The 13748-nt window shown below is 41.5% G+C and carries 13 protein-coding genes and 3 tRNA genes; 8 read left to right on the top strand and 8 right to left on the bottom strand.

The genetic code is table 11. The features are described 5' to 3' along the window. Nucleotides 1–314: 314 nt before the first annotated feature. From MsAm2_RS06560 to MsAm2_RS06550, 3 genes are all read right to left on the bottom strand, one after another. Nucleotides 315–1235 (bottom strand): energy-coupling factor transporter transmembrane component T family protein, encoded by a 921-nt coding sequence (locus MsAm2_RS06560; protein ID WP_338097457.1) that lies wholly within the window; start codon nucleotides 1233–1235, stop codon nucleotides 315–317. Nucleotides 1236–1499: 264 nt separating this feature from the next. Further along, nucleotides 1500–2390: an ATP-binding cassette domain-containing protein gene (locus MsAm2_RS06555; protein ID WP_338097456.1), complete on the bottom strand. Its 891-nt coding sequence runs from the start codon at nucleotides 2388–2390 to the stop codon at nucleotides 1500–1502. Nucleotides 2391–2425: 35 nt separating this feature from the next. Further along, nucleotides 2426–3052, bottom strand: coding sequence for a biotin transporter BioY (locus MsAm2_RS06550; protein WP_338097455.1), 627 nt, complete (start codon nucleotides 3050–3052; stop codon nucleotides 2426–2428). A 366-nt stretch (nucleotides 3053–3418) separates the two neighbouring features. Between MsAm2_RS06550 and MsAm2_RS06545 the strand changes: the two genes are divergently transcribed. From MsAm2_RS06545 to MsAm2_RS06530, 4 genes are all read left to right on the top strand, one after another. Continuing rightward, nucleotides 3419–3493, top strand: a tRNA-Arg gene (locus MsAm2_RS06545). A gap of 96 nt (nucleotides 3494–3589) precedes the next feature. Further along, entirely contained in the window at nucleotides 3590–4039 is a 450-nt protein-coding gene (locus MsAm2_RS06540; RefSeq protein WP_338097454.1) for an N-acetyltransferase, read from the top strand. Between the two features lie 76 nt (nucleotides 4040–4115). Further along, nucleotides 4116–4973 (top strand): Mrp/NBP35 family ATP-binding protein, encoded by an 858-nt coding sequence (locus MsAm2_RS06535; RefSeq protein WP_338097453.1) that lies wholly within the window; start codon nucleotides 4116–4118, stop codon nucleotides 4971–4973. 471 nt (nucleotides 4974–5444) lie between these two features. Beyond that, nucleotides 5445–7184: a right-handed parallel beta-helix repeat-containing protein gene (locus MsAm2_RS06530; RefSeq protein ID WP_338097452.1), complete on the top strand. Its 1740-nt coding sequence runs from the start codon at nucleotides 5445–5447 to the stop codon at nucleotides 7182–7184. A gap of 321 nt (nucleotides 7185–7505) precedes the next feature. Here the strand turns inward: MsAm2_RS06530 and MsAm2_RS06525 are convergent, their stop codons facing one another. The 5 genes from MsAm2_RS06525 to lpdD form a co-directional block, all read right to left on the bottom strand. Beyond that, nucleotides 7506–9053, bottom strand: coding sequence for a class I adenylate-forming enzyme family protein (locus MsAm2_RS06525; RefSeq protein ID WP_338097451.1), 1548 nt, complete (start codon nucleotides 9051–9053; stop codon nucleotides 7506–7508). Between the two features lie 362 nt (nucleotides 9054–9415). Beyond that, nucleotides 9416–9493, bottom strand: a tRNA-Pro gene (locus MsAm2_RS06520). 67 nt (nucleotides 9494–9560) lie between these two features. Next, nucleotides 9561–9635: transfer RNA gene (locus MsAm2_RS06515), tRNA-Pro, on the bottom strand. A gap of 225 nt (nucleotides 9636–9860) precedes the next feature. After that, nucleotides 9861–10463 carry a UbiX family flavin prenyltransferase gene (locus MsAm2_RS06510; protein WP_338097450.1) on the bottom strand — a complete coding sequence of 201 codons (603 nt, stop codon included), beginning with the start codon at nucleotides 10461–10463 and terminating at the stop codon, nucleotides 9861–9863. 52 nt (nucleotides 10464–10515) lie between these two features. Continuing rightward, nucleotides 10516–10902: a prenylated flavin chaperone LpdD gene (lpdD, locus tag MsAm2_RS06505; protein WP_338097449.1), complete on the bottom strand. Its 387-nt coding sequence runs from the start codon at nucleotides 10900–10902 to the stop codon at nucleotides 10516–10518. 231 nt (nucleotides 10903–11133) lie between these two features. Between lpdD and MsAm2_RS06500 the strand changes: the two genes are divergently transcribed. From MsAm2_RS06500 to MsAm2_RS06485, 4 genes are all read left to right on the top strand, one after another. Further along, on the top strand, nucleotides 11134–11277 hold the full coding sequence (locus MsAm2_RS06500; protein ID WP_338097448.1) for a hypothetical protein: 144 nt from the start codon (nucleotides 11134–11136) through the stop codon (nucleotides 11275–11277). 111 nt (nucleotides 11278–11388) lie between these two features. Further along, a complete protein-coding gene (locus MsAm2_RS06495; protein ID WP_338097447.1) occupies nucleotides 11389–12249 on the top strand; it encodes a hypothetical protein in 861 nt (286 codons plus the stop codon). Beyond that, nucleotides 12227–12442, top strand: coding sequence for a hypothetical protein (locus tag MsAm2_RS06490; RefSeq protein ID WP_338097446.1), 216 nt, complete (start codon nucleotides 12227–12229; stop codon nucleotides 12440–12442). The genes MsAm2_RS06495 and MsAm2_RS06490 overlap by 23 nt, the downstream gene beginning before the upstream one ends. A gap of 189 nt (nucleotides 12443–12631) precedes the next feature. After that, nucleotides 12632–13474, top strand: coding sequence for a TatD family hydrolase (locus tag MsAm2_RS06485; RefSeq protein WP_338097445.1), 843 nt, complete (start codon nucleotides 12632–12634; stop codon nucleotides 13472–13474). The last annotated feature ends 274 nt before the right edge of the window (nucleotides 13475–13748 follow it).

Raw genomic sequence — 13748 nt, 5'->3', positions numbered from 1 at the left:
CATAATATTTGAATTAACGTATGTTTTCGATTTTTAAAAAACGAGTAGGATTGACAAAATCGAAATCAATAGGCGATACAAATCAAACCAAAAATCGAACCGGTTAAAAACTAAAAACCAAAAATCGATCAGCGGTCAAAACACGATTCACGATTTATGACGGCCGGTTTGATTAAAATAAGAACTCAAACAAAGTATCTTAAAGATACTAATGTTTCGTTCTATAAAATGTTTCCGACAACATACTAATATATAAATTACAATATAAAATTATCTGTATACCGATACATCACCCATTGTATCCGGTCATGGCGTTACATATATCCGGCGGAATAAATGAAAAACAGAATCGCAAACGCGAAAAACAAAAAACAAATGACGGCAAAGATCGTCAAAAAGACGGCATCCTTGGGTTTCATTTTCAATTCATTCATGTAGGTGCGCCGGGTGCCGGTGTATCCGCGGTTTTCCATGGCAAACGAGACATCGTCGGAAAAACGAATAATGGATGACACGAGTCCCGCCGACAGAATTCTGATGTACCTGACCGGATGTTTTTTGATTTCAAAACCACGCGAAGATGCCGATGTTGTGATTTGCTCTCCGGTCGTAATCAGAAGCGGAATGAATCGAATGGACAGAAAAATCATCACTGCCAAATCGTGAGAGGTCAAACCTGTTTTTTTGGGAAGAAGCGGGCGGACCAATTTGTCGATTCCCTGAATAATGTCGGATTCTTTCGTGGTGGCGGTCATCAAAGCCGCAAACAAAATCAACAGCAAGAATTTGAGCGCAACACCAAGACCGGTAAAGAAACTGTAAAAACTGGGGGACAAGAATCGGAATGTAACAACCGGCGCGGCAACGACAGAGACCGTCAGCGGCATATCCGGATTGACATAAATATTATGGCCGGAGGCCATCAATTCCGCCGGACGGATGTCATAAAACGGGTGAAACGCAAATGGATCGCTTGTAAACAAAAAATGAAGTAAAAAAACCAGGAAGATGAAAAAGAACATGGGTTTTACGGACAAAATCAATTTCCGGAAAGGAACTCGGGAGACAAAAACGCAAATCAAAAGCAAAATGGAAATAAAAATAAGCCCACTGAAAAAGCGTTGGCTGAAGATGATCAGGCTGATGACCATCAGCGCAATGATTTTCGTCCGGGGGTCCAATTTATGAAAAAGAGATTTTCCGGATTCGTAAGTTAAAAATTTTTTGTATACCATATTCTATGCCGCTATTTCCTCTGCTTCGATTCTTATTGCTTCGATTTTTATTGCTGCGATTTTTATTCGCTGTATTTATTTGCGGTATTTTTTCATTTGTTTTTTATATTGATGCCGCCGCCGTTCGTTATGGCAGCAATTTTTTAAAATATTTAAAAAACAGAGGCATGTTTTTTATGAATTGTTTTTAAATAGAGGTGTCCGTTTATTATTTTTAGTTGGCTATATCTGTTTTTGTCATTTTCATTATTTCTATTATTTTTATTATTTTTGAGAATTTTTATCCATCCATTTTCGGATTTCATCGGCGGCCTCCTGAGGGGACGCAACGGCCTCCGAAACATCCGCGCCGGTTTCTTGGAGCAATTTCATGAGTTGAACCAAATCCGGAAGCGGGTATATTCCGGACTTCAAATAGCATTCCGTTTTTCCGTCAAACGTCACGGACCCTTTGTCCAAAACAATAATGCGGTCCGCGCTCAGAATGTCTTTGGGTTCGTGGCTGATGTAAATGACGGTTTTTTTCCGTTCCCGAAGTTCTTGAATCAAATTTAAAACCCGGCCGGTGGCGTTGTGGTCCAGCATAGAGGTGATTTCATCAAACACAATGCATTCGGTTCCCATTGCCAAAATTCCGGCAATTGCCGCCGCCTGTGCTTCTCCGCCGCTGAGCGACGACGGGTCTTTGGCGGAAAGGTCGGTCATCCGAACGGCTGAAAGGGCGGCATCCACCCGAGTTTTGATTTCCCCGCGCGAAAATCCTAAATTTTCGGGACCAAACGCAACGTCTTCCGAAACCGTATTTCCGACAAATTGCGTGTAAGGATTTTGAAAAACGATTCCGACTTCTTTATGAATCGCGGATACGTTTTTGTGTTTTTTTGTATCTTTTCCAAAAACAAGAAGTTTTCCCGATGTCGGTTTTAAAAGGCCGTTTAGATGAAGCGCGAATGTAGATTTTCCGGAACCATTGGGGCCGGCGATGATTGTAAATTCACCTTTGTAAATTTTAAGATCGATATTTTTTAAAATAACGGTTCCATCCGGGTATTGAAACGACAGATTGACAGCTTCAAACGCGATTTCTTTTGTTTGCTCCGCATTCTCGCTCACCGGTTCCGAATTTTCATTCATGGATTCAGCGTTTTCGCTCATCGGTCCAGAATTTTCGTTCACAGATTCAATCAATTTCATCCCTCGGGTGTAATGGTTACCTGATCTGAATCGCTTGCGTCTAAATCTTCATTTGGGTTCGGATAGGTTGTGTTCAAATTGACTTTGTTTGCGAGTCCCGGCGCGACAAAAACAATGGCGATGGTCTTTAAAAGTCCGCCGAGCAAAAACGGCAAACATCCGATGAGGAAAGCTTTTTCCAAAGACAAATGAAGGGTCAATGCCATGAACAAGGAGCCGATAAATAATGTAATCAGGCATCCGAAAAGCGCAATCCAAAAAACGCTGAACGGTTTTTTGTTGGATTTTTCATACAAAAAGCCGACGACGTAGGCAACAATCAAAAAAGAAATCAAATAGCCGCCGGTCGGTCCGAAAAGGACGCCGATTCCGCTGCGTCCTTCGCTGAACACCGGAAAACCGATAAGTCCGACAAGCAGATAGACAAAAACACTGATGGTTCCCCATTTTTTTCCAAGAACAATCGGTGTCAGCACGACAAAAAAAGTCTGAAGCGTGATCGGGACAATCGATATGGGTGTAATCGGAATGGAAATATAAGCGCCAACCGCAATCAATGCCGCAAAAAGAGCAGCTAAAACCATTTTTTTAATTTTAAGATTAATATCTTCCGAAGAATCCATTTTTTCACCGTTGTGATAAACTGACATCTGTTTTTATGAAATTGTTTTTATGAATCTGTTTTTTTATGAAATTGTTGTAAGATTTGGAATAAATTGTTTTGAAAATTTTGAAAAATAAATATTTCGAAATTGATTTGGAAAATCAATGTTTTGAAAATTGATTGGGAAGACTCGTTTTTCGTTTTGTCCGTTTAAGTTTTTTGTAATATGTAAACCTGGTCTAAATTTAAGGTATACAATAAATGAAATAGTATTTATTTTTATTGTGTCAACATCTGAACAATATGTTTACAATTCATTTATTCATAACCGCATCGGAATATATTTTAATCAGAATGTGCTTGTGCTTTTGAAATTGTTTCTTTCGGGCGTGTGGCCTAGTCCGGATATGGCAGCAGCCTCCTAAGCTGCAGGCCGGGGGTTCGAATCCTCCCACGCCCGCTTAAATTCAAAATCAACTGGAGATTTTAATACCTCCATTAATTTATGTAAAATTCAAAACTCAATGAACAAAAACCAAAAAAGGCAGGTCAGGAAATGATTCGGAAAGCCAAAATGAGCGACGTTTTTGAAATCAAAGCGCTTATCAATTCTTATGCGTCGGAAGGATGTATGCTTCCGCGGTCCTTAGACAGTCTATACACGACGATTCGTGACTTTATGGTTTGTGAAGAAAATGGAAAAATCATTGGGTGCTGCGGTATCCATCCGGATTGGGAAGACTTAGGAGAAGTCGTCTCTTTTGCGGTCGTTCGCGGACGCACGCATCAAGGAATCGGAACACAACTTCTCAACGCGTGCATCAAAGATGCCAAAACCGTCGGACTCAACCGCCTTTTCGTTCTGACAAGCAGTCCCCTGTTTTTCAAGAAAAAAGGATTTGATGAAATTAACCGGGAAGAACTTCCCTGGAAAATCTGGGCGGACTGCGTCAACTGTTCCAAATATCCGGATTGCGATTCTGTTTCATTGATTCAGGAAATCTAATCCGTTTAAAAATTCAAGTTCTTTTCTATTTTTGTTTTTATTTCATTTCATACATTTAAAATGACGGAGAAAGAAAATGGCGGACCCTCTTCATGTTGTTCAAAAAAAACCGGACCCGGCCGGAAAAGAAAAGGAAGACAAGCTCCATGAAAATTTGGCGCTTGTCAAAAATATATTTGTCGTCATGAGCGGAAAAGGCGGCGTCGGAAAAAGTACGGTTGCCGCGGCGCTTGCAACCGGTTTGGCGCTTCGCGGAAACCATGTCGGTTTGGCGGACTGTGACTTTCACGGTCCCAGCATCCCGATGCTTTTTGGAATTTCCGGAGAAGATTTAACCACAGCGGGCGACAAACTTATTCCGGCACGGCCGGCGGAAAATCTCAACTTGGGAGTCATATCCATCGGTCTTCTTTTGCCGGACGACGACACGCCGGTCATTTGGCGCGGGCCTGCAAAAACCAGCGCAATCCGCCAGTTTTTTGAAGATGTCGCCTGGGGAAATTTGGATTACTTAATCATTGACCTGCCGCCCGGAACCGGAGACGAGCCGCTTGGAATCATGCAGCTTCTTCAAAACCTCAACGGGGCAATCGTCGTGACCATCCCGCAAGACATCGCACTCACCAGCGTTCGAAAATCTCTGACCTTCCTTCAGAAGTTAAATGTCAAACCGGTTGGAATTGTCAGCAACATGGACGGAATCATCTGTCCACACTGCGACGAAAAAATTATTCTTTTTAGCGAAGGTGGACTTGCCAAAGCCGCCCAAGATTTCCACACGGAAATTTTAGCGCGGCTTCCAATGGATCCTGAATTTTCAAAGGCGCAGGAAAGCGGAAAAATGATTGAATGGATGACCCAAAATTCCGAATGGAAAAATAATTTTGAAAAAGTGTTAGATATCATCGAAAAAACGGCAGCCGGAAATAAATAACGGTTAAGCTGTTTTTCATTTTTCATATTTTATCCAACATTCATTTTATTCAATATTCATTTTTTTATTTCTTGTCGATTTATTCTTTTATTTTTTGTTTTGTTTTTTATTTTATTTTAAGCGCCGCCGCCGCGCGTTATCGCAACACATTTTTGGAAAAATCAACAAAAAGGACGGACTGTTTTTTGTTGTGTTTATTTTTTGTTGCATTTTTATTTTCAGATTTTTATTTTCATCTTTCAATATTTTTTGTCCGGCTTTTATTTTTTATGATTTAAATAATAAGGCAGATTTTCTAAAAAATGTTTAAATCTTTTGTCGGATATTGTTTGTCTTGACGCATTGTTATCAGACTGATAACATTTTTTATTTTCAAATATTTTATATATCTTTGAAGGAATTATTGATATAATCGGGCTTCTTGCCTGTTGAAAAGAAAGTAATTCTGATTCAAAAAAAGAGTGACAGACTATGAATTATTCAAAAATGACAAAAATCACGATGATTTTCCTCTTCGCCATGCTTTTGCTGATTGGCATCGCCGGCGCGCAAGAATGGGTGGTCACCACACCGGGAGACACCGCGAAAAATACCAACATCACGGACAGCGCCAATTTCACCTTCCGCCAGGCCGTTGAAAAATCAGTGTCCGGAGACACCATCACATTTGCAAGCAATATTTCCGCCGTGAACATTATTTACGGAGAAATTCCGATTGCGAAGGACTTAACGATTTCCGGAAACAATGCCAATGTCATTATCGGACGGAGCAACAGTTCGGCTACTCAGGAAATGGGGGTCTTTAACATCTCCGCCGGAAATGTGACTTTTAACCGCATCAACATTGAAAACGGTTCCACGACGACCGGAAACGGTGGCGCTCTTTTGGTCACCGGAAAAGCCAATGTGACGTTAGAATCCTGTACCCTTCAAAGAAATAAAGCCGTCAATGGCGGCGCCCTTTATTTGGACGGTGGAAATGTGACCATGCGGTCGACAACGGTTTATAAAAACTCCGCCATCACGGAAGGCGGCGCGTTCTATATTAAAAACGGAACCGTCACCATGTCCAACGGCGTTGTTGAGGCGCACACCGCAAAAAACAACACCATCCAAGTGGTCAAAGGAGAATTTGACGCAAACGCCGTCAATTTCAACAGCAACACCGTGAGCGATGTCGGCTCAACCATCAACGGCGCGGCCGGAACCCTTCTGACTTTTAAGTATTGTACCTTTGCAAATAACAGCGGCTTAAAAGGGGGCAGTATTTACGCATTGGGGACCGTAAATGTGGACAACTGTCTTTTTGACAGCGAAAAATCCGTCGGCTCCGGCGGTGCGATTTTGCTGGATTCCGGATCCCATGGAACCATCCGCTATTCGATTTTTTCCAACAACAAAGCCGGGGATGACGGCGGCGCCGTCCACATCGGAAGCAACGCGACGGCGACGTTGGACACCTGTACCTTTGACAACAACAGTGCCGGATATGGTGGTGCGGTCTTTAACATCGGAAACGCGACCATCACTTCCTGTACCGCGATTAACAACACCGCAAAACTCTTTGGCGGCGCAATCGCGGCTTGGAATGATGGTTCGACCGACATGACCAAAACCGTTCTGACCAACAACACCGCCAATGGAAACGGGACCAACCAATCCGCCGGCGGCGGCTTAAATGTTTCCCGCGGACATGCGGTTTTAGGAAACAACGTGATTGTCGGAAACAAGGACCCTAAGAGTGTGGACTTTGGCGAGGAAAACGCAACCGTTCAAAGCACCGGTAACAATTTGGTCGGTCTTTATAGAGGAACCGGCAAATATCCGATTTCAAGCACGGACGCAGCCGGAATTACCGCCGACCAAGTCTTTGACACATCGTCCGGTTACCCGACATTGACAAAAGACACAGGCTACCGTGCCGGAACAAGCCAGGCCGTCGTTTACACTGTGGCTTTGAATTCCAGTTCAAGCAACCCGGCACTCTCGGTTTTGGGAACAAGTACCGGGACGCCGACTCAACCCAGTCCGGCCGACAATGAATCCGATCCATCCGTGCCCAACGAAACCGACACCGAGAAGCCGGATGACGGCGGAAACAAAGTCTCTTGGATTTGGTATGTCATTGTTGCCGTTGTCGTCATTGCCCTTTTGGCCGCATCCGCATACTTCCTGATGCAATACAGAAAGAAACGGCAATACAAATTCTAAAATAAATAATATTCACATCAAAAACAACAGATTGCTTTATTCATGGAATAAAGCAATTCTTTTTCTTATTTTTCTTATCTTTTTCTTATTTTTTCTTATCTTTTTGTTGTTGCAAATTTTTAAATTTTATTTTTTGCGCCGCCGCCGCGCGTTATGGCAACACGTTTTTAAAAAAGTTAAACAAAAAGGAAAGGCGGTTTTTTATATTTAGCAATCGGGTACACGGTTTTTTAATTTTACAACTTAGTATTGCCGTATGTTATAGCAACATGTTGTTCCCCCCGCCTTTTTAAAAATTCGCGACCGAAAGGGAGCGAATTTTTAGTTGTATTTTTCACGCAATTCCCGGCGAAGCAATTTCCAGCCGCCGGCACGTGGCAAATCCGAAACCGTAATGATTTTTCGGGGAATTTTATAGCCGGCCAAATGCTCTTTTGAAAAATCCAGAAGGATTTTGGTTTTTTCTTCTTCATCCTGCGGATTTTTGCAGGCGTCTTTCCAAATCACAACGGCAGCCGGCACTTCTCCGCGGTGCGGATGAGACATGCCAAAGACCGCGATTTCTTGGACAATCGGGCAACGGTAGAGGGTTTCTTCCACTTCGGTCGGATAAATCTTCCAGCCGGACATGACAATCATATCTTTTTTGCGGTCGGTCAGGCACAGCCGGAAATCTTTGTCCAAATAACCGACATCACCGGTCAAAAACCAGCCGTCCTCCAAAAATGCCCGCTTCGTCTCTTCCGGATATCCAAAATAACCCTTGGCGACGGCAGGTCCGCGAAGTGCGATTTCTCCGATTTGTCCTTGAGACAACGTGACCGCAGAATCATTTTCATCGACAATTTTCACTTCGGAAAAACAAACCGGATGCCCGACACTTTGAAATTTATCCGCAAAAGCGTAGTCTGGCGGACGAATAGCTGTTCCTGTCCCGATGACAATCGTTTCCGAAAGTCCGTATGCGTTGACAATTGGAATATTGTACCGGAGGTAAAACCGCTTCCATATTTCATGGTGCAGTGGACCGCCGCCGGAAATAATTTCCCGGACGGTTCGGATTTTATTTTCCGTTCCCGGCGGGCAGCTGTCCAAAGAATGAATGACGGGGGGCATCCCGGAGAGAACCGTCACACGATGGGTTTTTATGAGATGCAAATATTTTTCCAATTCGTAACGTTCCATCATAATATAAAGCGCACCGGCCCGCAGTGCGGAAATTCCCCAGCTGATGCCGACATGTCCCATCGGATAAATTCCTAAATAGATGTCGGACTCCGTGTAGCCCATCACATCGCATTCATTGGAAATCGCAGCCATCCAGTTTCCGTGCGTCAGCATCGCCCCTTTTTGTTTTCCGGTCGTTCCGGAGGTGTATTGGATTTGGCACAAATCATCACTTGTCACAAAAGCGGGCGGAAGAACCGGTCCGTTTTTTAAATTTTCAATTTCGGACGAAATATAAATTTCGACTTTTCCGGAAAAACAAATATCGATATCGATGTCATGCCCTTCTAACATCGGTTTTAAAAATTCGGCGCCATCCAAATCTGTAATAATCACGGTTGCGCCGGAATTTTCAATCATGTAGGCCAGTTCGAATTTTGTATATACCCGGTTTGCCGGAACGGCGATTGCGCCGATTCTCCAAATTGCGAAATAAGAGCATAAGTATTCCGGAGAATTATTCAAATAAATCAAAATCCGGTCACCTTTTTGAACGCCCATGCCGAGCAAATCTTGCCCGATTCCGGACGCGATTGACAGAATTTCAGATGATGTGTAAAACAAATTTCTTTCCGGACAATGAAAAACCGGCTTGGAAAGGCGATAAGCATTGGCATCTAAAAAAGTCGTAATGTTGAGCATTTTATTCCCGATTGATTTTTTGGATTTAGTCGTTTTTGATTTTAATAAATTTAATATATTCATTCCATTTATAATGTATTTTTTAAATCTATTATGTACAAATTTAATCATTGGATATAAATGTTGTTTTAAAAAAATTCCTACGCTTCACAAAAATCCATAAATAAAAAATAATAATTCCTGAAAGGTCAAGTTCGGATTTTTATATTTTTCTAAAAAAACGGCTCGCTGATTTTTGAAAAACCTTTTTTTAAAAATTTGACGCCGTAACGCGCACACGATGCCGCACGCAAAAAATCACAAAAGAAAAAAGAAATGATACAGAGAAGGATTGAATAGATTTAAAAAGATTGAAAAAATTATGGTGGGATAGCGCGGATTTAAACCGCGGTCCGAACGTCCCGAACGTCCGAGGATGGATCAGGCTACCCTACTATCCCACGATGCGAATGAATTGAAAATTTAATTCAGAACGAAAAGCAAATGATTGTATTTATAATATATGGATGGGGTAGCGCGGATTTGAACCGCGGTCTAAACGTCCCAAACGTTCAAGGATGGACCAAGCTACCCTACTACCCCGATATGATATTTATAATAGATTATGAATTATGGATTCTTTGCCCTTCGTTTTTTATGGTAAATCCCAAATCAAGTGGACATAAAAACACATTATCCATTATAAAGATTTCGAATTGGTCTTTTTTCAAAAAAGGATGGAATAATTGCTTTACGCTTGAGTTGTGATTTTTTTAAGGTTTGGCTGTTTAATCGTTGTGGTTTATGGTTGCCGTTTATGCTTCTTAGTTATGGTTGGTGTTTCCATCTTTTGTAGACGTCATTTTCAATTCCGATTAAATCCAGCGCCCGTCCGGTCATGATGTCATACAAATCATCTATCGTTTGCGGGCGGCTGTAAAATCCGGGGGAGGCCGGCAAAATGGTGGCACCGGCTTTTTTGGCGGTCACCATGTTTTCCAAATGAATTAAATTAAGGGGAGTCTCCCGCGTCATTAAAATCAGTTTTCGCTCATCTTTTAAGCAAACATCGGCAGCGCGCGCAAGTAAATTGTCGGAAATGCCGTTTGCGATTTGCCCGAGCGTTTTCATGCTGCACGGCGCAATAATCATGCCCAAAACCCGGTAAGAACCGCTGGCGATCGGAGCGGTAAAATCTTTTTCATCATACACAAAATCCGCCAATTTTTTGATATCTTCCGGCGTTTTGTCAGTCTCAATCCGGATAATGTCTTCCGCGGATTTCGTCATCACCAGGTGAATTTTTATTTTTTCCGCCGGGGTTGCATTCATTTTCGCCTGTTTGTTCATCCGGTTGAGAATTTCAAGCAAACGAATTCCATATCCGGCACCTGAGGCGCCACTGATTCCGATAACGATTTCTACGGTCATTTCCGATCTTTTCCCTTCTTTGTTTTTCCACAAACGTCATGTTTTCGCAACATTATGCCATTTTTGGGTTGAGTTTTGTTTCATCCCGGATGTATTTGGCACACTCTCCAATCATGGCCGAGCAGGCTTTCTCAATTTCTGAAATCTCCTCCAGCGTGATGTTTTTGAGGTGGATGCCGGCCGTAAACAAGGTTGTCTTTTTTGTTTCCTTGCTGATGAGGCGGGCGCCTTCCAAGGCGATTTGTTCTTCTCGGTGTCCGGCGACACTGATGACGGATGAATTCGCGATATCCGTTTCTTTATCATAATGACCCAAGGCGACCGCGCCGATGTGTTCCTCGCCGCCGGTGAGCAAAATAAAAGTGTCCTCTCCGACGCATTTTTTTTCCAGAACGAGGGTGATTCGGCCGATTGTTTTTATAATTTTCAAAAATTTCACCTTCAGATTATTATAAATTTTAAATATTATAATATTTAGTAAATTAAAGAATTGAAAGAATAAAAATTTGATGCATGGCTTTTAACACTTTTTCATTTAAATGTTTGCGATAGAAATCCGAGAAACGAAAAACCAAGAATTTGCATTAATAATCAAAATAAAATCGGCAAATATTTATAATATTTTAACTGTTCCCATTTTATATTGGGATAACAGAAATTAGGTGAAATCATGCCGGAAAAATTTAAATGGTGTAAATTCTCAGAAGTTGACCTCAATGATGATTTTTTTACTCCTTTGAAAGAGGATTATGAAGAGTTTTCTGATTGGTTTTTGAAAAAAAGAAATTTGGAAGAAAATGCTTTGGTTTTTTAGGACCGTGGTGGAATCGAATCATTTGTTTATCTTAAAAATGAAAAAGAAGAGATAAGATTAACAGACAAGACATTACCTCCCATTCCACGAATTAAGATTGGAACTTTTCGATTGGCAGAAAAAATCCGAAAACAACGATTAGGAGAAGGAGCTCTCGGGGTCTCACTGTGGAAGTGGCAAGCATCGGAAGCCGATGAAATTTATGTTACAATATTTGAAAAACATCAGGAATTGATTCATTTATTTGAACGATTTGGGTTCAAACTTGCAGGACAAAATCTTCGTGGAGAACAAGTATATTTAAGGAGCAAAAAACAGATAGATTATTCTGATCCGTTTAAATCATTTCCATTTATTTGTCCGAAATTTGAAAAAGCGGGCATGATTCCAATTGAAGATGGATTTCATGACAGTTTATTTCCCTATTCTGAACTTAAGGGAAATAAAACTGAAATTGAGGAAGAAACGGCGGGAAACGGGGTTTTGAAGGTATTTATTGCATCTCCCATATCCTCTCTTCATTACAACATCGGGGAACCGGTGATTATTTATCGAAAATATACCGGAAAAGATCGTCCAAGTTTTAAGTCCGCAGCAACTTCATTTTGTACGATTGCAAATTTGACTTTGGTTAAAAAATCCGGCAAAACCGTTATGAGTTTAGAAGGTTTTATCAAATTAGCTGGTAACAAAACAATTTTTAAAGAAGAAGGTTTAAGAAAATTGTATCATGAGAAGAAAAATCTGATACTCATTGAAATTCTGTATAATGGTTATTTTGGAAAAGGCCACAATGTTAATTACATTCGTTTAAAAGAGGCGGGTTTGTTTGAGGGCTATCCCTATCAAATACAATATTCTCCGGCGGAATTTATCAAAATATTAGAAATGGGTGATGTTTGTGTGCAAGATGTTATTATCGATTCATCCGGAACATGTGGAAAATATCATGAACGGACGGAAGCAATTTGAGTTTCGAAAGGTGCGCTGTCGGGAAAACGTCAGCAAAATCATAATCTATGCAACATCTCCCGTCATGAAAGTTGTTGGAGAAGCCGAAGTTTTGGAAGTTATTGTTGATAATCCGGGCCATGTTTGGGAATTAACTTCTTCCCAAGCCGGAATTTCAAAAAAAAATTATGACCGGTATTATTTGAACCGGTAGATGGCGGTGGCTTACCGGTTGGGAAAAATCAGCAAATATAAAAAGCCGAAAGAATTGAAGGATTTTGGATTAAATTCAGCCCCGCAATCCTTTGCTTATGTTTAAAAGTACTTATGTTTAAAAACACTTCTTTGGAAAACACTTCTTTGGAAAACACTTCTTTGGAAAACACTTCTTTGGAAAATAATTATGCCTATCTCCACTCTTCCGATTACGGACAACCACATTCATATCGATCTGGTTCGCGGCCGCGGCCTTTCGGCTGTTTCCGAATTTAAAAATGCCGGCGGAACGCATATGTTTTTGGTCACGCTTCCCAGTTGGTATTTGGGCGTGCATGTGAAAGATAAGCATGACTATTTCTCTGTTTTTGAAGAAACCATTCGAACGGCGGACAAAATTAAAGAAGCCAATGTCACCGCTTTTCCGGTTCTTGGGATTCATCCCGTGGAAATCATGCATTTGTCCGAAGAAGTCGGCATCCAAAAAGCGGTGGATGTCATGTGCGGCGGATTTGATTTGGCGGCCCAATATGTGCTGGAAGGAAAAGCCGTCGCGATTAAAAGCGGGCGCCCGCATTATCCGGTGACGCCCGAAATTTGGGAAGCCTCCAACCAAGTCATGTGTCACGCGTTTGAGCTCGCAAAAGACCTCAAATGCGCGATTCAGCTTCATGTCGAAGACATGACACATGAAAGCCTGTCCGACATCGCGTCGCTTGCAAAGTCGGTCGGCTTAAATCTGGAAAAAATTGTCAACCATCATGCAACACCGCTCGTATCCGATGCAAAAAAAGTCGGGATTTTCCCGAGCGTGACGTCGGGCAAGGATTTTATTGAAAAGGCGTTGGAACAAGGCACTCGGTTCTTAATGGAAACCGATTATGTAGACGATCCGAACCGTCCGGGTTTTGTTCTCGGCCCGAAAACGGTTCCGAAGAAAACAAAAAAACTCATTGAAATCTATGGTGAAGAGCCTTTTTGGAAAATCCATCAGGAAAATCCGAGCCGGATTTACGGTGTGGATATTTGAGTGATTTTTTTGAAAAATAATATACAAAAGTGCACCTTCAGAATTCAAATAAAAGCGAGCCTTCAGAATTCAAATAAAAATGAGAAACACAAAAATTAAAATATAATAAAATTAACATCGGATAACATGAACTAACATCAGATAACATGAAATACCATCAAGAAATACCATCAAGAAATACCATCAAGAAATACCATCAAGAAATACCATCAAGAAATATTTAACTCACGTCATCTCCGAAATAAATTGCCACAACTTTTTGCTTTTTGGAGGA

Source organism: Methanolapillus ohkumae, from assembly GCF_032594355.1.
Taxonomy (GTDB): Archaea; Halobacteriota; Methanosarcinia; order Methanosarcinales; family Methanosarcinaceae; genus Methanolapillus; species Methanolapillus ohkumae.
The sequence above is the reverse complement of the archived record's forward strand: the minus strand, read 5'-3'. Positions and strand labels throughout refer to the sequence as shown.